Raw genomic sequence first — 26,715 nt, forward strand, 5'->3', positions numbered from 1 at the left:
GCCCGCCCCCGGGGAGTTCGTCTCCGGGGGCGGGCCTTCCGCATGTGCGCGGCGGGTGTCGCGGGTCAGACGCTGCGGAACGCCAGCACCACGTTGTGGCCGCCGAAGCCGAAGCTGTTGTTGATCGCGGAGATCGTGCCCTGCGGCAGTTCGCGGGGCTCGTCGCGGACGATGTCCGCCTCCACCTCCGGGTCCAGCTCGTCGATGTTGATCGTCGGCGGGGCCAGCCGGTGGTACAGCGCCAGGACCGTGGCGACGGTCTCGATGCCGCCCGCGCCGCCGAGGAGGTGGCCGGTCATCGACTTCGTCGCGGAGATCGCGACATGGTCCAGGTCGTCGCCCAGGACCCGGCGCAGCGCCTTGATCTCGGCGACGTCGCCCTGCGGCGTCGACGTGGCGTGCGCGTTGAGGTGGACGACCTCGGACGGCTTCAGGTCCGTCGAGTCGAGCAGGTGCCGCATCGCGGCGGCGATGCCCCGGCCGGTCGGCTCGGGCTGTGCGATGTGGTGGCTGTCGGCCGACAGGCCCTGGCCGAGGACCTCGCAGTAGACGCGCGCGCCGCGCGCCTTCGCGTGCTCCTCGGACTCCAGGATCACGACGCCCGCGCCCTCGCCGAGCACGAAGCCGTCACGGCCCGTGTCGTACGGGCGGGAGGCCTTCGTCGGCTCGTCGTTGCTCTTGGACATCGCCATCATGTTGGCGAAGGCGGCGATCGGCAGCGGGTGGATCGCGGCCTCGGTGCCACCGGCGACGACCACGTCGGCACGGCCGGTACGGATCATCTCGACGGCGTAGCCGATCGCCTCGGCGCCCGACGCGCACGCGGAGACCGGGGTGTGGACGCCCGCTCGGGCGTTCACCTCCAGGCCCACGTTGGCGGAGGGGCTGTTCGGCATGAGCATGGGCACGGTGTGCGGGGAGACGCGGCGGACGCCCTTCTCCTTGAGCACGTCGTACTGGTCGAGCAGGGTGGTCACGCCGCCGATGCCGGAGGCGATGACGGAACCGAGCCGCTCGGGGACGACCTTGTCGTCCTCTCCGGCGGGCGCGGTGTAGCCCGCGTCGGCCCAGGCCTCGCGGGCCGCGATCAGCGCGAACTGCGCCGAGCGGTCCAGCTTGCGGGCCAGCGGGCGGGGCAGGACGTCGCCGGGGTCGACGGCGGCCGTCGCGGCGATCTTGACGGGAAGTTCGGCGAAGCGCTCGCCCACCAGGGGCCGGACGCCCGAGCGCCCCGCGATCAGACCTTCCCAGGTCGATGCGGAGTCGCCACCCAGCGGTGTGGTTGCGCCGATACCGGTGACGACCACGGTGCGATTGGTCGAGCTCACAGGAATTCGTTCTCCATGTGTGTGATGGTCGGAATACGGCGCCACCGCCGGGTGGCGGACCGGTTCAGCGAGGGCCGAATCAGGCCTGGTGCTTCAGGATGTAGTCAGCGGCGTCGCCGACCGTCTTGAGGTTCTTGACGTCCTCGTCCGGGATCTTGACGTCGAAGCGCTCTTCGGCGGCGACGACGACCTCGACCATGGACAGCGAGTCGACGTCCAGGTCGTCGGTGAAGGACTTGTCGAGCTGGACGTCCTCGGTCGGGATGCCCGCGATCTCGTTGACGATCTCGGCGAGACCCTCGACGACCTGCTCCTGGGTGAAGGCCATGGTGGCGCTCCTTCTTGTGATTGCTGGTGAATGGTTTGCCGGACGGATCCGGTGTGCCTAGGGGAGGGTAACGACCGACGCGGCGTACACGAGACCCGCCCCGAAGCCGATGACGAGCGCGGTGTCGCCGCTCTTCGCCTGGCCGGTCGCCAGGAGCCGTTCCATGGCGAGCGGGATCGAGGCCGCCGACGTGTTGCCGGTGGTCTCGACGTCCCGCGCGACCGTGACGTGCTCCGGCAGCTTGAGCGTCTTCACCATCGAGTCGATGATCCGCATGTTGGCCTGGTGCGGGATGAAGACGTCCAGGTCGTCCGCCGTGATGCCGGCGGCGTCCAGGGCCTGCTGTGCGACCTTCGCCATCTCGAAGACGGCCCAGCGGAAGACCGCCTGGCCCTCCTGCGTGATGGCGGGGAACTTGATCTCGCCCTGCTGGTTCAGGGGAAGCGTCGAGGCGTCACCCGCGTGGAACTCGTCCCACGGGACGGTCTGCTTGATCGTCTCGGACTTGTCGCCCTCCGAACCCCACACCGTGGGGCCGATGTGCGGCTCGTCGGAGGGGCCGACGACCACGGCACCGGCGCCGTCGCCGAACAGGAAGGCCGTGGCGCGGTCCTCCAGGTCCGTCAGGTCGCTGAGCCGCTCGACGCCGATGACGAGGACGTACTCCGCCGAACCTTCGACGATCATGCCCTTGGCGAGGGTCAGGCCGTAGCCGAAGCCCGCGCAGCCCGCGGAGATGTCGAACGCGGCGGGCTTCCCGGCGCCGATCCGGTCGGCGATCTCGGTGGCGACGGCCGGGGTCTGCTTGAAGTGCGACACCGTGGAGACGATCACGGCGCCGATCTGCTCCGGGGCGATCCCGGCGTTGGCGATGGCCTTGCCGGAGGCCTCCACCGACATGGCGGCGACGGTCTCCTCCGGCGAGGCCCAGTGGCGGGTCGCGATGCCGGAGCGCGAGCGGATCCACTCGTCGGACGAGTCGATCTTTTCGAGGATCACCTCGTTCGGCACGACCCGGGTGGGGCGGTAACCGCCGACACCGAGGATGCGCGCGTACGGGGCGCCCTTGCTGGGCTTGATCTTCGACATGATTCTCGACACTCCTTGTCAGACGGCCGCGTGCTCAGCGATGAGCGTACGGGCCGCGTCCAGGTCGTCGGGAGTCTTCAGGGCGACCGTGGCCACGCCCGGCAGGGCCCGCTTGGCGAGGCCGGTCAGCGTCCCGCCGGGGCACACCTCGACCAGCGCGGTCGCGCCCAGTTCCCTGAAGGTCTCCATGCACAGGTCCCAGCGGACCGGGTTCGCGACCTGGCCGACCAGACGGGCCACGATCTCGGCACCGTCGGCGACGACCCGGCCGTCCTTGTTGGACACGTAACGGGTGCTGGGGGCGGCCGGGGACAGCTCCCGCGCGGCCTCCTCCAGCGTCGCCGAGGCAGGGCCCATGTGGTGCGTGTGGAACGCGCCCGCGACCTTGAGCGCGACGACCCGGCGGACGCCCTCGGGCTTGTCCGCCTCCAGAGCGGCCAACTGCTCCAGGGTGCCCGCGGCGACGATCTGGCCCGCGCCGTTCACGTTGGCGGCGGTCAGGCCGAGCCTCTCCAGGTGCGGGAGGGTGACCTCGGGGTCGCCGCCGAGCAGCGCCGACATGCCGGTCGGGGTGATCCCGGCGGCCTCGGCCATCGCCAGACCACGGGTGCGGACGAGCCGCAGGGCGGCGGTGTCGTCGAGGACGCCCGCGAGCGCGGCGGCGGTGAACTCGCCGACGCTGTGCCCGGCGACGACGCCGGGGGACACGTCACCGAGCGCGGTCGCGGAGAGCAGACCGGCGGCGACCAGGAGGGGCTGTGCCACGGCGGTGTCGCGGATCTCGTCCGCGTCCGCCTTCGTGCCGTAGTGGGCGAGGTCGAGACCGATGGCCTCGGACCAGGCCGCGACGCGGTCGGCGGCGCCGGGGAGTTCGAGCCAGGGGGTCAGGAAGCCGGGCGTCTGGGCGCCTTGGCCGGGAGCGACGAGTACGAGCACCCTCACACTCTCTCTTGGGGACGGCTCCTGGCGCCCGTGAGGACAGGGACGAAGAACCGTCGGGGTAATTGTTGGTGTTCTACAAAAGTCTAGAGCTGCGGATCCGCGTCGGCCAAGCGCCCGAGGATGAGCGCGATCCGCAGCGTGAACGCGGAGCGGACATCGGAGGGTGACCAGCCGGTGACGTCGGTCACACGTCGGAGCCGGTAGCGCACGGTGTTCGGGTGGACGAAGAGCATCCGCGCCGCGCCTTCCAGGCTGCTGGCCTGCTCCAGGTAGACACTGAGAGTTTCGAGGAGCGCCGAGCCCGCTTCCTCCAGCGGTCTGTAGATCTCCTCCACCAGCTGCTCGCGCGCCGCGGGGTCGGAGGCGATGGCGCGCTCCGGGAGGAGGTCGTCGGCGAGGACGGGCCGGGGCGCGTCCTGCCATGCCGAGCAGGCCTTGAGACCGGCCGCCGCCGCCTGCGCGGAGCGGGTCGCGGCCAGCAGGTCGGGGACGACGGGACCGGCGACGACCGGACCGGCCGCGTACGGGCCGATCAGTGCCTTCGCCACCGCCATGGGGTTGTCGTTGCCCCCGGCGATGACGACCAGACGGTCACCGAGGACACCGGTGAGGACCTGGAGCTTGGCGTGGCGCGCGGCCCGGCGGATCGCCTCCACGGTCAGCTCGCTGTCGCCGTCCGGGGCGGTGCCGAGGATCACGCACACGTGGTCGGGGGAGTTCCAGCCGAGTGCCGCCGCGCGGGAGACGGCGCCCTGGTCGGCCTCGCCGGAGAGGACCGCGTTCACGACGAGCGATTCGAGCCGCGCGTCCCAGGCGCCCCGGGCCTCGGCCGCCTGCGCGTACACCTGGGCCGTCGCGAAGGCGATCTCCCGGGCGTAGACGAGGAGCGCCTCGCGGAGGATCGACTCGTCGCCGGGGGCGGCGACCTCCTCGATCGCCGTCTCCATGACCTCGATGGTGGTGCGCACCATCTCGACGGTCTGGCGCAGGGTGATCGCCCGGGTCAGCTCGCGGGGCGCGGTGCCGAAGACGTCCGTCGAGATGGCCTGCGGGGTCTCCGGGTGCCGGAACCACTCGGTGAACGCGGCGATGCCCGCCTGGGCGACCAGGCCGATCCACGACCGGTTCTCGGGGGGCATCGCCCGGTACCAGGGCAGCGTCTCGTCCATGCGGGCGATGGCGTGGGCGGCGAGCCGCCCGGAGGACTGTTCGAGACGCTTCAGGGTCGCGGCGTGCGGGTGAGGGGCGTTCGTGGGTTCTGGCACGGGACAAGACTGCCTTATCGGGACGGCGCTGTGCGGGGTCGGGGCGGGTTCCCTACCCGTTCCCTCCCCGTTCCCTCCCCGCGCGGGTGCCGGTCCGCCTCCGGCGGGAGGACGGGGGCGGTTACGGTGGGCCGCGTGATACGCATCCAGCGCGCGGCGGAGCGCTACCCAGGGGGCGACCCGGCGGCCGGGATCGAGACCCGGCACGCCCTGTCGTTCGGGCCGCACTACGACCCCGACAACCTCCGCTTCGGTTCGCTGATCGCCTGCAACGAGGAGCGGCTGGCGCCGGGGGCCGGGTTCGACGAGCATCCGCACAGCCACACCGAGATCGTCACCTGGGTCGTCGAGGGCGAGCTGACCCACCGCGATTCGGCGGGGCACGCGACCGTCGTCCGCGCGGGCGACCTCCAGCACCTGAGTGCGGCGGCCGGAGTGCGCCACGTGGAGCGCAACGACGGGGCCGGGCCGCTGGTCTTCGTACAGATGTGGCTGGCGCCGCCGGAGCCGGGCGGGGAACCCTCGTACGAAGTGGTGCGGGGGGTCGCCGACGGCGCTTCGTACGCGGTGCCGGGCGGGACCCTGCGCGTCCACCGTCTGGAGAGGGGCGGCCGGGCGCCGCTGCCGGACGGCGACTTCGTGTACGCGCACGTGGCGCGTGGCGCGGTACGCGTCGACGGCGAGGAACTGACCACCGGCGACGCGGCTCGCGTCACCGGCGCGAAGGGGCTCACCCTGTTCGCGACCGGCGACGCGGAGGTACTGACGTGGGAGATGCGGGGCGGGTCCTAGCGGAGTCCGCCGGTGAACGTCTGCCATGCGGTGGTGCCGATGATCAGGGTGGGGCCGGTGGGGTTCTTGCTGTCGCGGACGGGGACGGCTCCGGTGAAGCCGTCAGCCACCTCGACGCAGTCACCACCGTTGGTTCCGCTGTACGACGACTTCCGCCACTGTGCTTCGGTCAGGTCGACACGGGTTTCCACGGTGCTCCTCCGTCACATGAGCGGGGGCGGGTCCTAGCGGAGCCCGCCGGTGAACGTCTGCCATGCGGTGGTGCCGATGATCAGGGTGGGGCCGGTGGGGTTCTTGCTGTCGCGGACCGGGACGACTTCGGTGAAGCCGTCGGCGATCTCGACGCATTCGCCGCCGTTGGTTCCGCTGTAGGACGACTTCCGCCACTGCGCTCCGGTCAGGTCAGGACGGGTCTCCATAGTGTTCCTCCATCACACGAGCGATCAGTTCCGCCGAGTCCTCGGTAGAGAGGGCCATAGCCTGAAGTCGAGCGTAGCCGACGGAACGCTCCTTGATCACGGGAGGATTGGCGGTCATGTGCCCTTGGTCGTAGCCGTCGATGTAGAAGATGTCAGGGTCGTCGTCGAACCTGAAGAGAGTGAACGACCCCATCAGTCCCGTGTGTTCACCGGTGGAGAACGGGAGCACCTGGATCTGCACCCATGGGTTGTCGCGGAAGGTCAACAGGTGCGCCAGTTGCTCGCGCATGACCTCACGGCTGCCCACCTGCTGCATCAGCACGGCTTCGCTCATCACGACCCACAGGACCGGCGGCTCGCCGCGCTCCAGGATGCGCTGACGTTCGAGCCGGGCGCCCATCATCTCCTCGGCCTTGTCCGGATAGTCGACGGCGAGCAGGGCACGCGCGTACTCCGGCGTCTGCAACAAGCCGTATACGACCTGCGTCTGGAACGTGGAGATGTACGTGGCGCGTGCCTCCAGCTCCGCGACCGGCTGGAACCACGCCGGGAGTCGGCTGCGCAGCACCAGACCGATCAGCCGCGAGAACACCCCGCCCGTGCCGAGCGCCGCGTCCACCCGCTCCGAGAAGGCGCGGGTGGGGACCTTCCTCGTCGTCTCGATCTGCCCGACGAGGGAGCCCGTGCAGAAGATGATGTCCCCGAGCTGCTGCTGGGTGAGACCGTGCTCCTCGCGCAGACGGCGGAGTTCCCAGCCGTAGTAGTCCAACGGGGAAGCACTGGGATCGAGTTCTTGAATGTTGACCATGGTCAGCACCTCCGGCCCTGCGGCACGCACACGGTGTTCTCGGCAGCGCCGAGCGTAGCCAGCGGGCGCCGAGCCGGTGGCGCGAACCGCGTAAACCACCCGGGGGAGTGGTTCGCCCGTGCGCCGGGCACTCTGCGCGGGCACGTCCTCGCGCCCGGCACTCAGCGCGGCGCACGCTCCCGTCCGGCGCTCACCGCAGCGCGCTCTTCGCCTTCCACTGCTCCCAGCTCAGGTTCCACGCCCCGTAGCCGTTGCCCTCGGCGACCGTGCCCTTGGTGTCCTCGCCGGTGATCTCGAAGGGGTCGCCGACGTTCACCGTCGCGTAGAAGGACGTGGCGTCCGCGTCGCTCATGCCGATGCAGCCCGAGCTCTTGTTGGCCCTGCCGAAGTACGCCGCGTTCCACGGCGCCGCGTGCGCGTACATCCCCGACCAGGTCAGCCGCATCGAGTGGTCGACCATCTTGTCGTACGCGTCCCCGAGCCCCACCGTCTCCGAGTTCATGTTGATGGTGCCCTCCTTCGCCATCAGCACCGCCGTGCCCCGCCAGGACCGCTTGTCGCCACCCGGTGTGCCGCCGGAGACCGGGATCGTCCGGACCACGCTCCCGTCCCGGGAGAGCGTCAGCCGCTTCCGGTCCAGATCGACCTTGACGATCTGCGCGGAGCCGACCGTGAAGCCGGTGAGGTAGTCCCGTACGAACCAGCCGCCGCCCGAGTCCGTGCCGTTGAGGTCCGCCGCCAGGGTGACCTTCGTGCCGGGCTTCCAGTACGTCCGGGGCCGCCAGTCCGCCCGGTCCCGGCCCGAGTGGTCCTTGATCCAGCCCCAGGAACCCTCGGTGCCGTTCGAGGTGGTGACCTTCAACTGCCGCTCCACGTCCGCCTTCCGCGTCACGGGGAGGTCGAAGACGATCGAGAGGGGGTGGGCGATGCCCACGGTGGTGTTCTTGCCGGGGGCCAGGGTCAGTTTGTTGACCTTGTCCGCCCCGGCGGTCTCGAAGGTGGACCGGGTCGTCGTCTCCGAGCCGTCGGCCGTACGGGAGACGACCTCCACCGTGTACGTGGTCCCCGGCACCGCCTTGCGGTCGGAGACCCAGCGGGTGCCGCCCGCGCCCGGACGCCCGGCCAGCGCGGCGCCGTCCGCGTCCACCACCTTCACCCCGGCGAGCGTGCCGCCCGTCGCGGTCACCGTCACCGGGCGGCCCGCCGCCGGATCCACGACCGTCACCTTCGCCGCCGGGCCCTTCGCCGTGGCCCCCTTCCCCTCTCCTGTTCCCCCAGGGCCGTCCGCCGCCTGCGCCGTACAGGCGGTGAGGGAGACGCTCAGCGCGAGGGCCGCGAGAACGGGACGGGGGGTGCGTATGCGCAGCACGGAAGACCTCCGCAAGGGGAAACGAGTGGGATGTTCCGGACTCTAGGTCGGCCGGGACGCCCGGTGGCGGTGTGAAGACGATGTGACGGCGGCTGCGCCAGAACGGTCATCATCCGGTCATATTTGTTACGCGGCGCTGTCGAATTCGGCTGTGAACCTGCTGTCCGCCCCACCACCGAGGGGCGGAATCAAGGAGGCTCCCCGTCATGTCAGCCCTTCTCCTGACGGCCGCACCCCCCGCCGAGCACCGTGCCCTGCGGCTCGGTCCCGTGTCCCCCGAGGTCTACCGCGCCTTCCTCGCGTCCCGCTCCGGTGCCGACGGGCCCAGCTTCCTCCAGGTCCCGGCCTGGGCACGGGTGAAGGACGGCTGGCAGCACCAGCTCATCGGCTGGGGACCGGAGTCCGGCACCCTCACCGGGGTCGCCCTCGTCCTCCTGCGCGCCTTCCCCGGCACGCGCAAGTACTTCGCCTACCTCCCCGAGGGGCCCGTCGCCGACTGGGCCGACCCCGACATCGACGGCTGGCTCGCCCCGCTGCTCGGACATCTGCGCTCCTCCGGCGTCTTCGCCGTCCGCATCGGCCCCGCCCCCGCCCACCGGCGGTGGAACGCGGCCACCGTCAAGGGCGCCACCGGAGCGGGCCGCCGCCTCGCCGATGTCCTCGCCGACCAGGTCGACCCGCTCGGCACCGTCGTCGCCGAACGGCTCAGGGCGCGCGGCTGGCGGCGCTGCGGCGGCGAGTCCGAGGACGGCGCCGACGCCCAGCCCCGGCACGTCTTCCAGGTCCCGCTCACCGGACGCACCCCCGACGACCTGTGGGCCGGCCTCAACCAGGAATGGCGGCGCAACGTCCGCAAGGCCCGGAAGTCCGGGGTCGAGATCACCCTCGGCTCCGCCGCCGACCTGCCCGAGTTCTACCGGCTGCTCCGGATCACCGAGGAACGCGACGGCTTCCGGCTCGGCCGCTCCCTCGCGTACTACGAGCGCCAGTACGCCGTCCTCAACGCCGAGCACCCCGGCCGCATGAAGCTCTACCTCGCCCGCCACGAGGGCGAGATCCTCGCCGCCCACACCATGGTCACCGTCGGCGGGCGCGTCTGGTACCAGACCGGCGCCTCCGCCGACCACCGCCGCGAGGTACGGCCCTCCAACGCCCTCCAGTGGCGCATGATGCTCGACGCGCAGGCCCTCGGCGCCGCCGTCTACGACCTGCGCGGGGTACCCTCCACCCTCGATCCGGGCGACCGCGCCCACGGCCTGCTCCGCTGGAAGCTCGGCACGGGCGGACAGGTCGTCGAGACGCTCGGGGAGTGGGAGACACCCATGCAGGGCACGACCAATCACGCGCTGTACCGCGCCTTCCAGGCGTATCTGGCCCGCCGGTGACGGCCACGCTCACCGCCGGGCGGCCCGGCACGGGACGGCCGAGGACGGCGCCGTCCGCACTGCGCAGCGGCGCGCTCATGGCCGCCGGGTCGCTCGTCTCCCGCGCCACCGGCTTCGTCCGCGCCTCCGTCGTCGCCGCCGCGCTCGGCGCCGCCGCCGTCGCCGACGGCTACGCGGTCGGCAACTCCGTCCCCACCATCGTCTACACCCTGCTCCTCGGCGGCGCCCTCAACGCCGTCTTCGTGCCCGAACTGGTCAAGGCGGCCAAGGAGCACGCCGACGGGGGCGTCGCCTACACCGACCGGCTCCTCACCCTGTGCGTGCTCGCCCTCACCGCCCTCACGGCGGTGGCCGTGCTCGCCGCGCCGTCCATCGTCGACCTGTACACCGACTACACGGGCGAGCAGCGGGAGATGACCGTCGCCTTCGCGCGCGCCTGCCTGCCGCAGATCTTCTTCCTCGGGCTCTTCACCCTCCTCGGCCAGGTCCTCAACGCCCGGGGCCGCTTCGGCGCCATGATGTGGACCCCCGTCCTCAACAACGTGGTCGTCGTCGCCGTCTTCGCCCTCTTCCTGGTGGTGAGCGACGGCGGCGCCCTCACCCCCGGCGAGACCGCGCTGCTCGGCTGGGGCACCACCGCGGGCATCGCCCTCCAGGCCCTCGCCCTCGTGCCCTCGCTGCGCGCCGCCCGCTTCCGCTGGCGGCCCCGCTTCGACTGGCGCGGCAGCGGTCTGGCCGAGCCGCTGCGTTCGGCGGGGTGGCTGGTGCTGCTGGTCCTCACCAACCAGGTCGCGTACTGGGTGACCACCCTGCTCGCGACCTCGGCGGGCGGCACGGTGAGCGGCGGCGGCCTCGCCGCGTACAACAACGCCTATCTGCTATGGAGCGTCCCGCACGGCATCATCACCGTCTCCCTGGTGACGGCGCTGCTGCCCCGGATGAGCGGCGCGGCGGCCGACGGCGACCTCGCGGGCGTCCGGCGGGACGTCGGCTACGCCCTGCGGACCAGCGGGGCGGCCGTCGTCCCCGCCGCCTGCGCCCTCTTCGCGCTCGCCGTCCCCCTGATGACGGTCGTCTTCCGGTACGGGGCCACCAGCGGCGACGACATCCGCGCCATGTCCTGGATCCTGATGGCCTTCGCCCCCGGACTGGTCGCCCTGTCCGGGCAGTACGTGTGCACCCGCGCCTTCTACGCGCTGCGCGACACCCGCACCCCCTTCCTGCTGAACCTGGTGATCGCGGGCCTCAACGCGCTCCTCTCGCTGTCCGCGCACCTCCTCCTGCCGACCCGCTGGGCCGTCACCGGCATGGCCGCCGGATACTCCCTCGCCCTGTGGGCGGGCTGGGCCGTCACGGCGTACGTCCTGCGCCGACGGCTGCGGTCCACGGGCCGGAACGGCACCCGGCGGCCCACCGGCACCCCCCGGCCCACCGGCACCCCGCAGCCCACCGGTACGGGCCCCGCCGCCCCGGACGGCGGCTCCGCGGGATCCCTCGGCCGCCTGCTGGTCGCCGCCCTGCCCGCCGCCGGATACGGGCTGGTCGTCACCCACCTCACCGGTCCCGCCGGAGCCGTCCCCGCCGGGCTCGCGGGCGCCCTCACGATCGTCGTGATCTTCGCCGCCCTCGCCCGGCCCCTCCGCCTCACCGAGGTGAGCGCCCTGCTCGCCGCCGTACCCCGCCGCCTCCGCCGCGGGTGAGCCCCGCCGCCCCAGCCCTGCCCGGACCCGCCCCGCCCGGACCCCCGCCGACCCGCTCGCCTCCCCCTCCTGACGAGGGACCCGCCGACCTTGGGATACTCCACAGATGCCCCGCGTGCTGCTGATCGAAGACGACCCCTCCGTCCGCGAAGGCGTCGAGCTCGGACTCCGGCGCCGGGGGCACGAGGTGCGGACCGCCGCCACCGGCGAGGCGGGGCTCACGGCCCTCGGGGAGTTCCGCCCCGACCTGCTCCTGCTCGACCTGATGCTGCCCGGGATGAACGGCGTCCAGGTCTGCCGCACCGTCCGCGAGACCAGCCAGCTGCCGATCATCATGCTGACCGCCCGGGGCGACGACTTCGACGTCGTCGTCGGACTGGAGGCCGGAGCCGACGACTACATCGTCAAACCCGCCCGCACCGAGGTCATCGAGGCCCGGATACGAGCCGTGCTCCGCCGCATCGAGGAGCCCGGGTCCGGCCGGTCCGCCGTCGAGTTCCACGGCGGACTGACCATCGACCGGGCCGGGCTCACCGTCGCCAAGTCCGGCGAACGCATCGGCCTCGCCCCCTCCGAGATGAAGCTCCTCCTGCACCTCACGGCCGCCCCCGAGCAGGTCTTCAGTCGCCAGCAGCTCCTCGAACACGTCTGGGAGCACAGCTACCACGGGGACGCCAGACTGGTCGACGCCTGCGTCCGCCGCCTCCGCAACAAGATCGAGGACACCCCCGGCGAACCCCGCTACATCCAGACCCTGCGCGGCTTCGGCTACCGCTTCGGACCGCTGTGAGAACCTGCGTCGGACCGGAACCCGACACCCTCGGCCCGACGGAACCCGAGGCCCGGCACCGGCACTCCGAAGACCCCGCCGACGGCCCCCGCCGCCGCCACCGGGGCCCCCGGCTGCGCCGCCACCCCTTCGGACTGCGCACCCGGCTCATCCTCGCCTTCCTCCTCGTCGCCGCCGTCGGCTGCGGCACCACCGCCGCCCTCACCTACCGGGCCGCCCGCAACGCGATCCTGGAGCAGACCCAGAACACCGCCGTCTCCGCCTTCCGCGAGCAGGTCGAGGACCTGCGCGTCCAGCTCCCCGTCGATCCGGCCACGCTGCGGAGCCAGCTCATGCTGATCGCCCGGCAGGGCAAGCCGCGCCCCTGGCGGGTCTACGCCGAGTACGGGACCGTCCGGGTCTCCTCCACCGACCGGCCCAGCTCCTCCGTCGTCACCCCGGAGCTGCGGAGCCGCGCCCTCAACCAGACCGTGCCGCACGCCGGTTTCCAGCGGGTCGTCAAGGACGGCGTCCCGTACCTGACGATCGCCGTCCCCGCCGTCTTCCTGGCCCACTCGCCCGAAGGAGCGCCCCAGCGCACCGGGCTCGTCGTCTACGCGGTGATGGAGCTCAACGAGGAGGAGGCGAACATCGAGGCCATGGTCATGGCCGCCCGTGACGGGGCCCTGCCCGCGCTCGCCATCGCCCTGATCCCCGCGCTGATCGCCGCGCGCGGGGTGCTCCGGCCGGTGCGGGAGCTGCGGCTCGCCGCCCACAGCATGGGGCGCGGCCGTCTGGACACCCGTATCCACGCCAAGGGCAGGGACGAACTCGCCGATCTGGCACGGACGTTCAACGAGTCCGCCGCCGAGCTGGAACGTTCCGTCACGGAACTCCGCGACGCCGAGGCCCGGGCCCGCCGCTTCGCCTCCGACGTCTCGCACGAACTGCGCACCCCGCTCGCCGGGATGCTCGCGGTCACCGAGGTCCTCGACGAGGACGCCGGGGGCCTGGACACCGACACCGCCCGTGCCGTCCGCCTGATCAGCGCCGAGACCGGGAAGCTCGCGGTGCTCGTCGAGGACCTCATGGAGATCTCCCGCTTCGACGCGCGCGCCGCCGCCCTGCACACCGACGAGGTGGACGCGGCCGACTGCGTCCGCAAGACCCTCCAGAACCGGCACTGGACCGACCCGGAGCGGATCGTCCCGCACCTCGCCGAGGGGGTCAGGGCCCGGCTCGACCCGCGCCGCTTCGACGTCGTCGTCGCCAACCTCGTCGGCAACGCCCTGCGGCACGGCGGGTCACCCGTCACGGTCCGGCTGTACGCGGCGGGCGGCGAGCTGGTGACGGAGGTCGCCGACCGGGGCCCCGGCATCCACCCGGACGTCCTGCCCCACGTCTTCGACCGCTTCTACAAGGCGGACCAGGCCAGGACCCGGTCGGCGGGCAGCGGCCTGGGCCTCGCCATCACCCTGGAGAACGTACGGCTGCACGGCGGCACCGTCACGGCCGCCAACCGCCCCGACGGAGGCGCGGTCTTCACCGTGCGGATGCCGTTGTGAGGCGCGGCGCGGTCGCCGCGACCCTGCTCGCCGTGCTCTCGCTCGCCGGATGCGGCATCCGGGAGAGCGATGTCGTCGAGGCGGGCGGGGCGGCGACCGCGCTGGTCGTGCCCGGCCCCGGGAGCCGGGCGGTGCTCTACTTCCTGGGCCCCGACGGCAAGTCGATGCCGGTGGCCCGTGAGATCGGCGGCGCCGACGGGGTGCCCCCCTTCGAGGCGAGCGGCAGGATGGGCACCACGGGGCCGGGCGGTGGGGAGGTCGATCTCTCCATGGGGCCGAGCTCCCTCCGGATCGGCATCGACAAGCTCCTCGCCGTCCTCCTGGCGGGCCCGCTGCCGACCGAGGCCGAGCAGGGCATCACCACCGCCCTGCCGGACGGCGTGTCCGGCAGGCTGCGCGTCCTCCGGGACCCGGCAGCCCCCTCCGCCCGGGGCCTGCTGCGGGTCGACGCCCCCTTCCCGGTCATGGAACTGCCCGAGGCGGCCGTCCGCCAACTGGTCTGCACGACGGCCTACGCGGAACACCCGGCGGGCCTCGTGGACATCGTCCTCAGCGGCCCCGACGGCACCCTGCCGGTCGCCGCCTGCGACGGCCCGACGGCCCCCCGGGAGGACTAGCACCGGTCCGGCCGATGACACGGCCGGACCGCCGGACACGCGCCGGTGTGCGCTCCCGCATCCGCGTGAAAGCGGTCGCCGACCGCACTCGCCACCCGGCGGAAAGGGCAGAAAAGGGGGTGACACAAAGGGGTGCCATAGACGAAGGGTGATGTTCATGGCAAACGTGCAGCGCCGCTTCACGGGCCGGATCTTCCTCGCGGCCGGACAGCAGACCTGGCTCGGTTTCTACTACACCGACGGCGACCCCCAGCCGAGCAGCTGGAACCGCTGGGCCGCGGGCCAGACCGGGTTCGGCGGTTCCTTCTCGTACATCGAGATCCTGGAGGAACTGGTCGCCTGGGACATCAACGCCCAGCCCCATGTGGGATGGAACCTGCTGCTCCGGGCTCAGAACGGGGACGCGGACTTCATCTTGAGCGCCGTCAACGTGGACGGGTAGAACAGTGAGGAGAGCCTGATGCGGGTCCATGTGGTGTACGAGCCGGACGGGAAGATCATCGCCCTCGCGGACCTCGACGGCGAAGGCGGGGTGGGGGTGCGGCCCCTGCCCCAGAAGGGCCGGGAGTTCGCCCAGATCGACGTACCCGACGCGTACGCCGGTCTTCCCCTGTCCGGGCTGTACGAACGCCTCCGCCTGGAAGTAGGACCGGAGGGCCCCCGGGCCCACTGGCGGCAGGCCTAGAACGGGACCGGTCTCCGCCGGGCAGCGGCTGCCACGACTCCGGTCAGGCCCTCCGCAGGTCCGCGAGGACCGCGTCCGTGAAGGACGGCCACGCCTCGACGGCCCACGGGCCGAAGGGGCGGTCGGTGAGGGCCACGCAGGCGGCGCGCGCGTCCGGGTCGATCCACAGGAAGGTGCCGGACTGCCCGAAGTGCCCGAAGGCGCGCGGCGAGGAGGTCGCGCCCGTCCAGTGCGGGGCCTTGCCGTCGCGGATCTCGAAGCCGAGACCCCAGTCGTTCGGCCGCTGGTGCCCGTAACCGGGCAGGATGCCGGTCAGACCGGGGTACGCCACCGTCATCGCGGCCAGCACGGTCCGGGGGTCCAGCAGCCGGGGCGCCTGCACCTCGGCGGCGAACCGCGCCAGATCGTCCACCGTGGACACGCCGTCCTTCGCGGGCGAGCCGTCCAGGGTCGTCGCCGTCATGCCGAGGGGCTCCAGGACCGCCTGGCGCAGATAGTCGGCGAAGGGGATGTCGGTGACCTTGGCGAGGTGGTCGCCGAGCACCTCGAAACCGGTGTTGGAGTAGAGCCTGCGGGTGCCCGGCGCGGCCGTCACCCGGTTCTCGTCGAAGGCGAGCCCGGAGGTGTGGGCGAGCAGATGGCGGACGGTCGCGCCCTCGGGCCCGGCCGGTTCGTCGAGGTCGACCGCCCCCTCCTCGTACGCGACGAGAACGGCGTACGCGGCGAGCGGCTTCGTCACGGAGGCCAGCGGGAACCGCTTCCCGGTCGGCCCGTGGGACCCGGCCGTGGTGCCGTCCGCGCGGACCACGGCCGCGGCGGCGGTGGGGACGGGCCAGTTCTCGATCGACGCCAGGCTCGGCACGCTGCTCTGCATGGCCCCGAGCCTACTTGCTTCGAGTGCACTCCAACCTTTTAGCGTGGGGGCATGAGCGTGATGGCGAGCACGAGCCCCAGCCCGGTCCGCACCCGGACGCACTACACCATCAGCGAGGTCTCCGCCCTGACCGGGCTCACCGCGCACACCCTGCGCTGGTACGAGCGGATCGGCCTCATGCCGCACGTCGACCGCTCGCACACCGGGCAGCGCCGCTTCACCGAGAAGGACCTGGGCTGGCTGGCGTTCGTCGGCAAGCTGCGGCTGACCGGGATGCCGGTCGCCGACATGGTCCGGTACGCCGAACTGGTCCGGGAGGGCGACCACACGCGGGACCGGCGCAGGGAACTCCTGGAGACCACCCGGCGCGACGTGCTCTCGCGGATCACCGAACTCCAGGACACCCTCGCCGTGCTCGACAGCAAGATCAGTCATTACGGGACCATCTGCGGAGGAACACCTTCATGACCAGTGTGACCAGGATCGACACCGTCCGCCTCGGCCAGGACGGGCCCGAGGTCGGCGTCCAGGGCTTCGGCGCGATGGGCATCAGCGAGTTCTACGGCGACACCGACGAGGCCGCCGCCCGCGACACCCTCGACGCGGCCCTGGAGGCGGGTGTCACCCTGATCGACACCGCCGACATCTACGGCAGCGGCACCAACGAGGAGTTTCTCGCGCCCTTCCTCGCCGCCCACCGCGACGAGGTCGTCCTCGCCACCAAGTTCGCCATCGAGCGGGACCCGGCCGAGCCCGCCCGGCGGGCGATCCGCAACGACCCCGCGTACATCAGGAAGGCCGTCGAGGGCAGCCTGCGCCGCCTCGGCGTCGAGACCATCGACGTCTACTACATGCACCGGCGCGACCCGGAGGTCCCGTTCGCCGAGTCCGTCGGCGCGATGGCCGAACTCGTCCAGCAGGGCAAGGTCCGCCACCTGGGCCTCAGCGAGGTCACCGGCGCCGAACTGCGCGAGGCCCACGCGGTGCACCCGATCACCGCCCTCCAGTCGGAGTGGTCGCTCTTCTCCCGGGACGTGGAGCGCAGCGCCGTCGGCGCCGCCGCCGAACTCGGAGTGGCGTTCGTGCCGTACTCGCCGCTCGGCCGGGGCTTCCTCACCGGGGCGTTCGCGGACGCCGCCAAGGACCTGTCGGACAGCGACTTCCGCCGCCACCAGCCCCGCTTCACCGGCGAGAACGCCGAGCGCAACGCGGCCCTCCTCGACCCGGTCCGCAAGATCGCCGCCGCGCACGGGGCGACCCCCGCGCAGATCGCCCTCGCCTGGGTGCAGGGGCGGGCCGCCGTGCACGGGCTGACGGTCGTACCGATCCCCGGCACCCGCAAGCGCTCCCGCCTCCTGGAGAACGCGGCGGCGACCCGGATCGTCCTCACCGACGCCGAACTCGCGGAACTGGAGCCGATCGCCTCCCGGGTCGCGGGCGACCGCTACCCGGACATGCGGTTCACCTCGGTGAGCCGCGAGGACTGAGGCCCCGGCGGCTCCGGCCGGGTGGACACGCCCCGGGCCGGAGCCCCCCTCCCGGGCCCCAGGACGGCCCCGGGTTCCCAGGACGGACCCAGGCCCCAGGACGGACCCAGGTCGCAGGGCGGGCGGTCCCGGCCGTCACACCAGCCTCAGGGCGAAGGCCGCGAAGCCCGCCGCCAGCAGCCCCGCCAGGACCCGGCGGCCCGGACCGGTCCGGGCCCACGGGGACTCGAACTTCCGCGCGTACCGGCCGATCAGCACCAGCAGCCCGGCGAAGACCGGCATCCAGGCCAGCCGGGCGACGATCCAGCCGACCGAGTCCGGCGCGCCGACCAGACCGGGCACCTCCCCGAGGTACGAGCCGGGCACCGCCGCCGCGAGCATCGCCGTCTGGTGCCAGCACAGCACCGTCATCGCCGACAGGTTGACGACCACCACCGGCGCCCACAGCGCGGGCCGGGCGAGCAGCCGCCCGAGCCGCTCCCTGAGCAGGATCGCGGCGCCGCTCTGCGCGGCGGCCAGGGCGAGCACCAGCAGCGACGGCGGGTGCGAGTTGGTCCGTGCCTCGCCCGGGACGCCGACCATCGACGCCGGATACCCGAAGACCAGCAGCAGCGCGGCGAACAGCGCGGCTCCGCCCGCGAGGAGGGCCCACGCGTGGCGCCGGGTGACCCGGCCCTCGCCCCAGGAGACGCCGAGCTGATAGGCGAACAGCCAGCCGGGCACGATGTTCAGGAGGCTGATCCAGGACGGTACGGCGTCGGCGAACGGCCCGTACCGCAGGAAGTCGACGACGGCCACCGAGCCGAGCAGCGGGGCCGCCGCCCACACCCCCAGACGCCGGGCCGCCCGCACGCACAGCGGGGTGAGCGCGGTGACGACCGTGTAGACCCCGACGAACCACAGCGGCTGGATCACCAGGGTGGACGCGGTCCGCAGGGTGTCCACCGGAACGCCCGCGCCGAAGTGCAGCAGCGGCAGGAGCACCGCCCACACGGCGGTCACCCCCAGGACCGGGCGGCCCAGCCGGGCGAGCCTGCCCCGCAGCCAGTCGCCGGTGGAGCCCTTCCGGCGCCGGAACGACAGGACGGACGCGTAACCGCCGACGAGGAAGAAGATCCCCAGCATCTGGAGGACCCAGCTGACCGGGGCCAGCCCCGCGAACGTGCCCAGCGGGCTCGCGTTGTGGATCGCGCCGTCGGCGGAGAGCGTGAAACCGCCCAGCAGCCAGTGCCCGGTCGGCACGGCGAGCAGGGCGAGGGCGCGCAGCCCGTCGACGGCCCGGTCGCGGTGGGCCGGGGTGCCCGACTCGATCCGCCGGGCCAGGGTGGCGAGGGCGCTCATCGGACGTCCCCCTCGGCGATCGCGGCGAAGGCGCGCAGCGAGGAGGTGCCCGCCGCGAAGTAGCCGCCGTGCCCCCGGGCGTCGTCGGCGGGGACCCGGCGGGCCCCGAACGCCGGGTCGGTGGGGTCGGTGCCGTGCCCGAGGTCCGCGAGCCGGACGTCCGGGACGCGGTCGATCCAGTCGGTGGGGTCCTTCGCGGCCCACACCCGGGCGGAGGTGCCCAGGTCGGCGGCGTTCTCGGCGCGCATCCCGGGGGAGCCGAGGACGACCAGGTCCTTGGCCTTGAGGCGGTGGGCGGCCAGACCGCAGACCACGGAGCCGTAGCTGTGGCAGAAGACCGAGGGCTCGGCCGCGCCGACGGCCGCGAGACCGTCCGCGAACCGGGTGAGCCGGTCCGCCCCCGCCTCCGCGAGACGCCCGGTGGCCGCGTCCAGACCGACGCCGAGCGGGGTGGTGTACCCGGCCCAGGCGACGACCGCCGTACGGCCGCCGGTCGCCCGCCGCAGGGCCTCCGCCATGTCGGCGAGCGGGCGGACGCGCCCCGCGTCGACGTCCGAGCCGGGCACGATCACCGCCACGTGCTCGGCCCGCGCCAGGTCCCCGTAGACCAGGGCGACCTGCCCCCGGCCGCGCGTGTCGTGGGCGAGGACCCGCGCCCCGCCGAACTCCCCCCGGAAGGTACGGGCGTTGGCCGCGTACCGCAGCTCCAGGGGTGCGCCGTCCAGGTTCCCGACGACCGTCGGATGGGCCAGGGCCAGCGCCCGCTGCCGTACGGGACTCAGCCCGGCGAAGAACCGCGCGACCCCGGCCGGGTCCATGGACTCCGGGTCGGGCAGCCCCGCCGCCCGCCACCGCTCCGTCCCGACGGGCGCCCCGGTCACGGCCCGCTGCTCCTTCCCCGACGCCCAGCCGGCCGTCCCGGCGACGACGGCGGCCACCAGGGCCGTCGTGATCAGGGTCCTCGTCAAGCGGCGCATGGGGTCGCCCTCCCTCTCCGGTACTCGCTCGTTCGCTGCGAGAGGAAGGTAGGAAGACGACGGGTGACGGCACGTCACCCCGGGGAGCCAACTCCGTCCCGCTACCGGGGTAGGGGGTGGTGGAGCAGCCACCACCAGGGCGGGGGTGGGGTTGTCCCCCGGGGGACAGCGGGCCCCCTCCCGGGGGAGGGGCGGACGAGGGGGGTGCGCGCGGCGCGCGCGGTCCGCGGGTACGGGCGCGGCGGACAGGGCGGGGCCCATGGGCGCCCGCCCGGCGCCTTCGGCCCGGGACCCGCCCTCGGAGGGCCGTACGCGGGCCGGGTGGGGCGGGCCGCGGAGTGGGGCGGGCTCCGCAGCGGCGGGCGGCGGGCGGCAGACGTCAGGCGGCAGGCGGCAGAACGGAGGGCCCGGAGCGGCAGGGGCCGGGGGCCTGGCTCAGGTGGGCGCGAGGGCTCCGGACGGCGGGCCCAGGTGCCCGTGATGGCCCTGGTCCCGGTCCCGGTGGAGGCTTCCGGCGGCGGGGACCGTCAGGACGTGCCCGGTGTCACCAGCCCGGACTCGTACGCGAAGACCACCGCCTGCGCCCGGTCGCGCAGGTCCAGCTTGGCCAGGACCCGCCCGATGTGGGTCTTCACCGTCTGTTCCGCGAGCACCAGCCGCTCCGCGATCTCCTGGTTCGACAGTCCCCGCGCGATCAGCTCCAGGACCTCCGTCTCGCGCGGGGTGAGACCGTTCAGGCGCAGCGCCGTGGTGTCCCGGCGCGGGGCCGGGCGGGAGACCGCGAAGTCCGCGATGAGCCGCCGGGTCACCGAGGGCGCGAGCAGCGCCTCGCCCGCCGCCACCACCCGGACCGCCGAGATGAGGTCGGCGGGCGGCGCGTCCTTGAGGAGGAAGCCGGACGCGCCCGCGCGCAGCGCCTCGTACACGTAGTCGTCGACGTCGAAGGTGGTCAGCATCAGCACCTTCGGCCGGTGCGTGACCCCGACCGGGGGGTGCAGGATCTCCCGGGCGGCGGCCAGCCCGTCCAGCTCCGGCATCCGTACGTCCATCAGCACCACGTCCGGGTGCGTCGTCCGGGCCACTTCCACGCCCTGCCGTCCGTCGGGGGCCTCGCCCACGACGTCGATGTCGGGCTGCGCGGCCAGCAGGGCGGCGAAACCGGCCCGCACCATGGCCTGGTCGTCGACGATGATCACACGGATGGTCACTCGGGGTCCTTGACGGTCGGGGCGGTGTCCGGCGCCGGGGAGGGGACGACCGGGTCCGGGTCCAGCGGCAGCCGCGCCGCCACCCGGAAGCCACCGTCCGGCAGCGGCCCGGTGTCGAGCGAGCCGCCCGTCAACCGTACGCGCTCCCGCATCCCGACGAGCCCGTGACCGGTGCCGGGGACGCCCCGCTCGACCGGCGAACCCGTCTCGGCGGCGGGCCCGTTGACGACCAGGACGGTCAGCAGGCCGTCGTCCGCGCGGACCGACACCCGGGTCGCCGCGCCCGGCGCGTGCCGGACGACGTTGGCCAGGGCCTCCTGCACGATCCGGTACGCGGACAGGTCCACCGCCTGCGGGACCTCCCCGAGGTCGGCGGCCAGCCGCAGCTCGGCGGGCACCCCGGCCCGCACGGTCGCCTCCACCAGTTGCTGGACCCGGTCGAGACCCGGCTGCGGGGCCCGTTCGCCCTCGCTGCCGTCGCTGCGCAGCACCGAGAGCAGCCGACGCATCTCGGCCAGGGACTCGCGGGCGCTCGCCGCGATCGAGGCGAACTCCTCACGGGCCGCGTCGGGCAGACCGGGGACGCGGTACGGGGCCGAGTCCGCCTGCACGGTGATCACGGACATGTGGTGGGCGACCACGTCGTGGAGCTCGCGGGCGATCCTGGCGCGCTCCTCCAGGAGGGTGCGGCGGGACCGTTCGGCCTCGCTGATGTGCTCCTGCTCCACCAGCTTGCGCTGGGCGTCGCCCCGGGCCCGTACCGCCGAGGTCAGCAGCAGCAGGACACCGCTGAGGACGAGCAGCAGGGTGTGGACGCTGGTGTAGCCGTCCGGCCGGAACACCTCCAGGACGTATCCGGCGACCCCCGTCGCCAGCCACACCCCGAACAGGGCCCGGCGGGACTCGCGGAGCCCGAGCGCGACCATGAGGGCGCAGTAGCCGACGACGGCGGGCGGGGTCCAGGGCCAGAGGTGCGCGCGGGGGCCGTCGGCGCCGAGCAGGACGAGCGCGCCGATCACATCGGCGGCGAAGACGATCCACCAGGCCTGGAGGGGGCGGGAGACGGCCAGCAGCAGCGGCGCGGCCTGCGCGGTGCCGAGGGCTCCGGCGAGGGCGCCGTTGACGCCGTAGTCGCCGGAGAGGAGGAGGATCGTGGTGGGCAGCAGCGCGGCGGTGAAGGCGACGGCCACGACGTACGGCAGCAGCCGCACCCAGGCGGAGGAGGCACCGGCGAGGAGCGGCGCGCCGGGAGCGGTGGGGGTGGTGAGCGCGGTCCCGAGGCCCTGGAGCATGGTGCGGGTCCGGGCGCCGATCCGGTGCGGGAGGGGCGGCTGGTGCCGCTGTTCGGTAGCCATGACCCGCCCAGAGTAGGCAGCGGACCCGCCCCCCGACGTCATACCGGAGACCGGACCGCCCCCTGCTACCGGGGTATGACACGAGCCCCGGGAACGACGCGGGGGCGGCGCGGGGCGCGCGGGGGTGTGGGCGTCCAGGTCCGGCCTTGGCACGGTGCCGGTCCGCAGACACGCCCCGGCTTCGCCGTACGGGCGGACGCTCGCCCGCTGCGGTCCGGGCCCTTGCCGTACGGGCTGGTGCTTGCCTGTCGGGGGCGGGGCTTTTGCCCTACGGGCTGGTGCTTGCCTGCCTGTTCGGGGGCGGGGGCTGCCGTACGGGCTGGTGTCTGCCTGCCTGTTCGGTGCCGGGCCTTCGCGGTATGGGCGGACGCTTGCCCGTTGCGGGTCGGACCCTTGTCGTACGGGCTGGTGCTCGCCTGTCGGTGCCGGGCCTTCGTCGTCCGGGCGGGCGCTTGTCTGTTGGGGGCCGGTCTTTGTCGTACGGGCTGATGCTTGCCCATTCGGTGCCGGGCTTTCGGCGTACGGGCTGGTGCCTATCTGTCGGGGGCGGGGGCTGCCGTACGGGCTGGTGTCTGCCTGCCTGTTCGGTGCCGGGCCTTCGCCGTATGGGCGGACGCTTGCCCGCTGTGGGCCAGACCCTTGTCGTACGGGCTGGTGCTTGCCCGTCGGGGGCGGACCCTTGTCGTACGGGCGGCGCTTGCCCGTCGGGGTGCCGGGCTCCCGCCGTACAGGTGCCCCTCCTCGGGCCCGGCCCTTCCCGGGTGAGGCCCGGCCCGGCCCGTGGCTCGGGCTCCTTCCCCAGCCCAGCCCAGCCCGGCCGCAGGCCTCGGCCCCGGACCTCTCCGGTGTCGGGCGGGGCCGTCCCGAGGGGTCACAGCTCCGCCAGGAGTTCCGCTTTCTTCGCCGAGAACTCCTCGTCCGTCACCAGTCCCGCCTGGTGGAGTTCACCCAGATGGCGAATCCTTTCGGCAACGGCCCCGGGAGCGGCCACGCGCGCGGGGGTGCGGTCCGTGCTGCGGATCGCCGCGAGGACCGCCGCCGCGAACGGCAGCGACTCGTGCACCGGCCCGTAGCCGAGGCCGAACACGACCGTGTCGGGGTCCTGGTCAGGCCGCACCGCCCGGGGCTCGCCGCCCCGCCGCACCAGACGCAGATGCCCGTCGGGGACGTCCGGCGAGCGCCACTCGACCCCGCAGAGGTCCCGTACGGAGAAGGACCGGTCGCCCGCCTTCCACTTCTCGGAGGACGCCCCCGTCCACGACCAGCGGAACGCGACCTCCGCGCTCCCGTCGAAGGTCGCCCTGCCGTCGTACGCCTTGAAGGACAGCGGGCCCCGCGGCGCCGCCACCAGGAACCGGTCGGTGGACGGCACTCCCTCGTCGTACGCGCCGAACGGGTCCAGGGCGCCCGGCGCCGCCGCCTCGACCCGGGCCAGCAGCTCGTCCCGGCAGCGCCCGGCGAGCGCCTCCCGGTCCGCCGGAAGCACCAGGCGGTACGGGTCGCACGCCTCCTTCAACTGCCCGGCGGCGGCCTCCATCAGCGGATCGGCCCCCGGCCTCGGGACAGCGTGGAGCACGACGGTGCCCCGCTTCCCGGGCGCGAGCGTCACGGACGCCAGCGCCTCGTGCGGTACACGTCGTTCGCGCAGCGCCTGGAAGAGCTTCGGCGTACGGATCCCCCGTTCGAAGCGGATGACGAGGGCGTCGCTCTCGCACTCCCAGGTGGCATGAATTCCGGCCAGCACATCACCCATACGCCTCATCGTAAGCGGCGCGTGCCCCTGCGTCGCCCCCTGTGATAGGTCCCGAAATTACGTGATCTACGCGCGTCAGCGGCCTTCCGTACCGGATAAACCCCCGTGGCAAGCGCTGTCGGCACGTGCGCGTACCGGACACGGGGGCCATCGGCTCATCCTCCGTGCGCCCGGCCGCCGTCCCCGTCCTGATCGCGCCAGCGGGGGGCGAGGGCCGGGGCGAGCTGGTCGAGGTACTCCCCGGTGAGGGCGCGGATGGCCTCCAGGCTCTGGTCCGGGCCTCGTCCCCACAGGCGGCCGGTCACCCGCATCACCCCGCTGAACGCGGCCACCGCGATCCGGGGGCGGGGGTCCGCGTCCACGTCCAGGTCCTCGCGTTCGGCGATGATCCGGGCGATGGTCTCCTCCATCTCCGTGGAGCGGCGCAGATGGACGGCGAGCAGCGCGGGCGTCGACTCGATCATCTGGAAGCTGCGCAGGTACAGCTCGACGGGGACGACCTCGACGATCGCGTCCCCGATGGTGTCCCAGGCGCCGAGCACCGCGTTGCGCATCGCGTCGAGGGGGGCTTCGCCGGGCGGCCGGTGCCGCAGGGTGTGGACGAAACGCTCCTCCACCATGTGCTGCACGGCGAAGGCGACGTCCTCCTTGGAGGCGAAGTAGCGGAAGAAGGTCCGCTGGGAGACCTCGACGGCGTCGGCGATCTCGTCGACGGTGGTCCGCTCGTACCCGTGGGTGGTGAACCGTTCGAGAGCCTCCCGGATCAGCGCGTCACGCGTGCGTTGTTTCTTGCGCTCGCGCAGGCCGGGCAATGTCACGTCAGGTCCTCTCTTTTCAGGCATTTCGTCCCGCTCAGCGTACCTGTGAGCTACATGACAGTTACCGACGCGTGAATCGCTTTGTCAATTGTCAGTGGCTGTCATTATCCTCGCCGCATGACTAGTCAGACCACCGTGGAAAAGGCCCCGCAGGGTCAGGGGGGCGTCCCGGAACCCGTACCGGGACCGGCGAAGGGGCTGCGCGGCCACCCATGGTTGACGCTCTTCGGCGTTGCCGTCGGCGTGATGATGGTCGCCCTCGACGGCACCATCGTCGCCATCGCCAACCCGGCCATCAAGACCGACCTGGGCGCTTCCCTCGCCCAGGTCCAGTGGATCACCAACGGCTATCTGCTGGCGCTCGCCGTCGCCCTGGTCACCGCCGGAAAGCTCGGCGACCGCTTCGGCCACCGCCAGACCTTCCTCATAGGCATCGCGGGCTTCGCCGTCGCCTCCGGCGCCATCGGCCTCTCCGACTCCATCGGGGCCGTGATCGCCTTCCGTGTGCTCCAGGGCCTCTTCGGCGCCCTGCTGATGCCCGCCGCGCTCGGCCTGCTGCGCGCCACCTTCCCCGCCGAGAAGCTGAACATGGCGATCGGCATCTGGGGCATGGTCATCGGCGCCTCCACGGCGGGCGGCCCGATCGTCGGCGGACTGCTCGTCGAGCACGTCAGCTGGCAGTCGGTCTTCTTCATCAACGTGCCGGTCGGCGTCCTCGCCCTCGTCCTCGGCCTGGTCATCCTCAAGGACCACCGCGCGGAGAACGCGCCGCGCTCCTTCGACGTCCTCGGCATCCTGCTGCTCTCCGGCGCCATGGCCTCCCTCGTCTGGAGCCTCATCAAGGCCGGTGAGTCCTGGGGCTGGTCGAGCGGCAAGACCTGGGGCTGCCTGCTCGGCGCCGTGGTGCTCTTCGTGCTCTTCGCGTTCTGGGAGACCAAGGTCAAGGAGCCGCTGATCCCGCTGGCCATGTTCCGTTCCGTGCCGCTCTCGGCCGGTGTGGTGCTGATGGTCCTGATGGCCTTCGCCTTCATGGGCGGCCTGTTCTTCGTGACCTTCTACCTCCAGGGCGTGAAGGGGCTCAGCCCGGTCGACAGCGGTCTGCACCTGCTGCCGCTGACCGCGATGATGATCGTCTCCTCGCCGCTGGCCGGTGCGCTGATCACCAAGTTCGGCCCGCGCGTGCCGCTGGTCGGCGGCATGGTCTGCACGGCCGTCGCCATGTTCGGCATGATCACCCTCTCCGCGGACACCGGCACCTTCGCCATGTCCCTCTGGTTCGCCCTCCTCGGCCTGGGCCTGGCCCCGGTCATGGTCGGCGCCACCGAGGTCATCGTCGGCAACGCGCCGCTGGAGCTCTCCGGTGTCGCGGGCGGTCTCCAGCAGGCCGCGATGCAGGTCGGCGGCGCGCTCGGTACGGCGGTGCTCGGCGCGGTCATGTCCTCCAAGGTCGCCGACTCCTTCGCGGGCAACTGGGCGGCGGCGGGCATCCCGGCCCCGGTCAACCCGCAGCTGGAGCAGGCCGCCGAGTTCGGCATGGCCCCGGCGGAGCTGGCCAAGGCGCCGGGCATGACCCCGGATCTGTTCGAGCAGATCAGCAAGGTCATCCACGACACCTTCCTCGACGGCATGGGCCTGGCCTTCACCGTCGCCGGTGGCGTGGCGGTCGTCGCGGCGCTGGTCGCCACGCTCACCAAGCGCGGGGAGAACGCGGAGGCGGGCGGCATGGGCGGTCACATCTGACGCTCGTCCCCGAGGCTCGTCCCCGAGTCTCGTCAGGGTTCCCGTAGGGGGCCGTCACCCGTTCGCGTGAACGGGGGCGGCCCCTCTTCCGTCGGTGGCCG

At 72.9% G+C, this 26,715-nt stretch carries 27 protein-coding genes; 11 read left to right on the forward strand and 16 right to left on the reverse strand.

Annotation, left to right across the window (positions count from 1 at the left end; genetic code table 11):
* Window positions 1–65: 65 nt before the first annotated feature.
* From fabF to ACFXGN_RS30950, 5 genes are all read right to left on the reverse strand, one after another.
* Entirely contained in the window at window positions 66–1,328 is a 1,263-nt protein-coding gene (fabF, locus tag ACFXGN_RS30930; RefSeq protein WP_384865453.1) for a beta-ketoacyl-ACP synthase II, read from the reverse strand.
* Window positions 1,329–1,407: 79 nt separating this feature from the next.
* Complete coding sequence (locus ACFXGN_RS30935) at window positions 1,408–1,656, reverse strand: acyl carrier protein (RefSeq protein WP_188267185.1); 249 nt, start codon at window positions 1,654–1,656, stop codon at window positions 1,408–1,410.
* A gap of 57 nt (window positions 1,657–1,713) precedes the next feature.
* A complete protein-coding gene (locus ACFXGN_RS30940; RefSeq protein ID WP_384865455.1) occupies window positions 1,714–2,745 on the reverse strand; it encodes a ketoacyl-ACP synthase III in 1,032 nt (343 codons plus the stop codon).
* Between the two features lie 18 nt (window positions 2,746–2,763).
* Window positions 2,764–3,681 carry an ACP S-malonyltransferase gene (locus ACFXGN_RS30945; protein WP_384865457.1) on the reverse strand — a complete coding sequence of 306 codons (918 nt, stop codon included), beginning with the start codon at window positions 3,679–3,681 and terminating at the stop codon, window positions 2,764–2,766.
* Window positions 3,682–3,770: 89 nt separating this feature from the next.
* On the reverse strand, window positions 3,771–4,952 hold the full coding sequence (locus ACFXGN_RS30950; protein WP_384865459.1) for a PucR family transcriptional regulator: 1,182 nt from the start codon (window positions 4,950–4,952) through the stop codon (window positions 3,771–3,773).
* Window positions 4,953–5,087: 135 nt separating this feature from the next.
* Between ACFXGN_RS30950 and ACFXGN_RS30955 the strand changes: the two genes are divergently transcribed.
* Complete coding sequence (locus ACFXGN_RS30955; protein ID WP_384865461.1) at window positions 5,088–5,744, forward strand: pirin family protein; 657 nt, start codon at window positions 5,088–5,090, stop codon at window positions 5,742–5,744.
* Here ACFXGN_RS30955 and ACFXGN_RS30960 read toward each other — a convergent pair.
* From ACFXGN_RS30960 to ACFXGN_RS30975, 4 genes are all read right to left on the reverse strand, one after another.
* The gene (locus ACFXGN_RS30960; protein ID WP_384865463.1) at window positions 5,741–5,935 is read right to left on the reverse strand and encodes a DUF397 domain-containing protein; all 195 of its coding nucleotides are present in this window, start codon (window positions 5,933–5,935) and stop codon (window positions 5,741–5,743) included. The genes ACFXGN_RS30955 and ACFXGN_RS30960 overlap by 4 nt on opposite strands.
* 33 nt (window positions 5,936–5,968) lie before the next feature.
* Window positions 5,969–6,163 carry a DUF397 domain-containing protein gene (locus ACFXGN_RS30965; protein WP_384865465.1) on the reverse strand — a complete coding sequence of 65 codons (195 nt, stop codon included), beginning with the start codon at window positions 6,161–6,163 and terminating at the stop codon, window positions 5,969–5,971.
* On the reverse strand, window positions 6,147–6,971 hold the full coding sequence (locus ACFXGN_RS30970) for a helix-turn-helix domain-containing protein (protein ID WP_384865467.1): 825 nt from the start codon (window positions 6,969–6,971) through the stop codon (window positions 6,147–6,149). Before ACFXGN_RS30970 ends, ACFXGN_RS30965 begins: the two co-directional genes overlap by 17 nt.
* Before the next feature lie 190 nt (window positions 6,972–7,161).
* Window positions 7,162–8,340, reverse strand: coding sequence for an Ig-like domain-containing protein (locus ACFXGN_RS30975; RefSeq protein WP_384865469.1), 1,179 nt, complete (start codon window positions 8,338–8,340; stop codon window positions 7,162–7,164).
* A 206-nt stretch (window positions 8,341–8,546) separates the two neighbouring features.
* Here ACFXGN_RS30975 and ACFXGN_RS30980 point away from each other — a divergent pair, with 206 nt between their 5' ends.
* The 7 genes from ACFXGN_RS30980 (at window position 8,547) to ACFXGN_RS31010 (ending at window position 15,061) form a co-directional block, all read left to right on the forward strand.
* Window positions 8,547–9,725: a lipid II:glycine glycyltransferase FemX gene (locus ACFXGN_RS30980; RefSeq protein ID WP_384865471.1), complete on the forward strand. Its 1,179-nt coding sequence runs from the start codon at window positions 8,547–8,549 to the stop codon at window positions 9,723–9,725.
* Window positions 9,722–11,425, forward strand: coding sequence for a murein biosynthesis integral membrane protein MurJ (gene murJ, locus ACFXGN_RS30985; RefSeq protein ID WP_384865472.1), 1,704 nt, complete (start codon window positions 9,722–9,724; stop codon window positions 11,423–11,425). The genes ACFXGN_RS30980 and murJ overlap by 4 nt, the downstream gene beginning before the upstream one ends.
* Window positions 11,426–11,531: 106 nt before the next feature.
* Window positions 11,532–12,215 carry a response regulator gene (locus tag ACFXGN_RS30990; protein WP_384865474.1) on the forward strand — a complete coding sequence of 228 codons (684 nt, stop codon included), beginning with the start codon at window positions 11,532–11,534 and terminating at the stop codon, window positions 12,213–12,215.
* The gene (locus tag ACFXGN_RS30995; RefSeq protein ID WP_384865476.1) at window positions 12,212–13,759 is read left to right on the forward strand and encodes a sensor histidine kinase; all 1,548 of its coding nucleotides are present in this window, start codon (window positions 12,212–12,214) and stop codon (window positions 13,757–13,759) included. Before ACFXGN_RS30990 ends, ACFXGN_RS30995 begins: the two co-directional genes overlap by 4 nt.
* Window positions 13,756–14,376: a hypothetical protein gene (locus tag ACFXGN_RS31000; RefSeq protein ID WP_384865478.1), complete on the forward strand. Its 621-nt coding sequence runs from the start codon at window positions 13,756–13,758 to the stop codon at window positions 14,374–14,376. The genes ACFXGN_RS30995 and ACFXGN_RS31000 overlap by 4 nt, the downstream gene beginning before the upstream one ends.
* A 157-nt stretch (window positions 14,377–14,533) precedes the next feature.
* Window positions 14,534–14,818, forward strand: coding sequence for a hypothetical protein (locus tag ACFXGN_RS31005; protein WP_384865480.1), 285 nt, complete (start codon window positions 14,534–14,536; stop codon window positions 14,816–14,818).
* Between the two features lie 18 nt (window positions 14,819–14,836).
* Window positions 14,837–15,061, forward strand: a complete 225-nt coding sequence (locus ACFXGN_RS31010) for a hypothetical protein (RefSeq protein WP_384865482.1) — start codon at window positions 14,837–14,839, stop codon at window positions 15,059–15,061.
* Between the two features lie 43 nt (window positions 15,062–15,104).
* On the opposite strand, the gene ACFXGN_RS31015 is transcribed toward ACFXGN_RS31010, so the two are convergent.
* Window positions 15,105–15,935: a serine hydrolase domain-containing protein gene (locus tag ACFXGN_RS31015; RefSeq protein WP_384865484.1), complete on the reverse strand. Its 831-nt coding sequence runs from the start codon at window positions 15,933–15,935 to the stop codon at window positions 15,105–15,107.
* Window positions 15,936–15,986: 51 nt separating this feature from the next.
* Between ACFXGN_RS31015 and ACFXGN_RS31020 the strand changes: the two genes are divergently transcribed.
* A complete protein-coding gene (locus ACFXGN_RS31020; RefSeq protein ID WP_384865486.1) occupies window positions 15,987–16,403 on the forward strand; it encodes a MerR family transcriptional regulator in 417 nt (138 codons plus the stop codon).
* The gene (locus ACFXGN_RS31025) at window positions 16,400–17,422 is read left to right on the forward strand and encodes an aldo/keto reductase (protein ID WP_384865488.1); all 1,023 of its coding nucleotides are present in this window, start codon (window positions 16,400–16,402) and stop codon (window positions 17,420–17,422) included. Before ACFXGN_RS31020 ends, ACFXGN_RS31025 begins: the two co-directional genes overlap by 4 nt.
* Before the next feature lie 135 nt (window positions 17,423–17,557).
* Here the strand turns inward: ACFXGN_RS31025 and ACFXGN_RS31030 are convergent, their stop codons facing one another.
* From ACFXGN_RS31030 to ACFXGN_RS31055, 6 genes are all read right to left on the reverse strand, one after another.
* Window positions 17,558–18,763 (reverse strand): acyltransferase, encoded by a 1,206-nt coding sequence (locus tag ACFXGN_RS31030; protein ID WP_384865489.1) that lies wholly within the window; start codon window positions 18,761–18,763, stop codon window positions 17,558–17,560.
* Window positions 18,760–19,740: an alpha/beta hydrolase gene (locus tag ACFXGN_RS31035; protein WP_384865491.1), complete on the reverse strand. Its 981-nt coding sequence runs from the start codon at window positions 19,738–19,740 to the stop codon at window positions 18,760–18,762. The genes ACFXGN_RS31030 and ACFXGN_RS31035 overlap by 4 nt, the downstream gene beginning before the upstream one ends.
* A gap of 527 nt (window positions 19,741–20,267) precedes the next feature.
* The gene (locus tag ACFXGN_RS31040) at window positions 20,268–20,948 is read right to left on the reverse strand and encodes a response regulator (RefSeq protein ID WP_384865493.1); all 681 of its coding nucleotides are present in this window, start codon (window positions 20,946–20,948) and stop codon (window positions 20,268–20,270) included.
* A complete protein-coding gene (locus ACFXGN_RS31045) occupies window positions 20,945–22,303 on the reverse strand; it encodes a sensor histidine kinase (protein WP_384865495.1) in 1,359 nt (452 codons plus the stop codon). Before ACFXGN_RS31045 ends, ACFXGN_RS31040 begins: the two co-directional genes overlap by 4 nt.
* Window positions 22,304–23,174: 871 nt before the next feature.
* A complete protein-coding gene (locus ACFXGN_RS31050) occupies window positions 23,175–24,065 on the reverse strand; it encodes a DUF4429 domain-containing protein (protein ID WP_384865497.1) in 891 nt (296 codons plus the stop codon).
* A gap of 146 nt (window positions 24,066–24,211) precedes the next feature.
* Window positions 24,212–24,874 carry a TetR/AcrR family transcriptional regulator gene (locus ACFXGN_RS31055; protein ID WP_384865498.1) on the reverse strand — a complete coding sequence of 221 codons (663 nt, stop codon included), beginning with the start codon at window positions 24,872–24,874 and terminating at the stop codon, window positions 24,212–24,214.
* A gap of 246 nt (window positions 24,875–25,120) precedes the next feature.
* Here ACFXGN_RS31055 and ACFXGN_RS31060 point away from each other — a divergent pair, with 246 nt between their 5' ends.
* The gene (locus tag ACFXGN_RS31060; protein ID WP_384865526.1) at window positions 25,121–26,614 is read left to right on the forward strand and encodes an MFS transporter; all 1,494 of its coding nucleotides are present in this window, start codon (window positions 25,121–25,123) and stop codon (window positions 26,612–26,614) included.
* The last annotated feature ends 101 nt before the right edge of the window (window positions 26,615–26,715 follow it).

Source organism: Streptomyces sp. NPDC059247 (assembly GCF_042754005.1).
GTDB lineage: Bacteria > Actinomycetota > Actinomycetes > Streptomycetales > Streptomycetaceae > Streptomyces.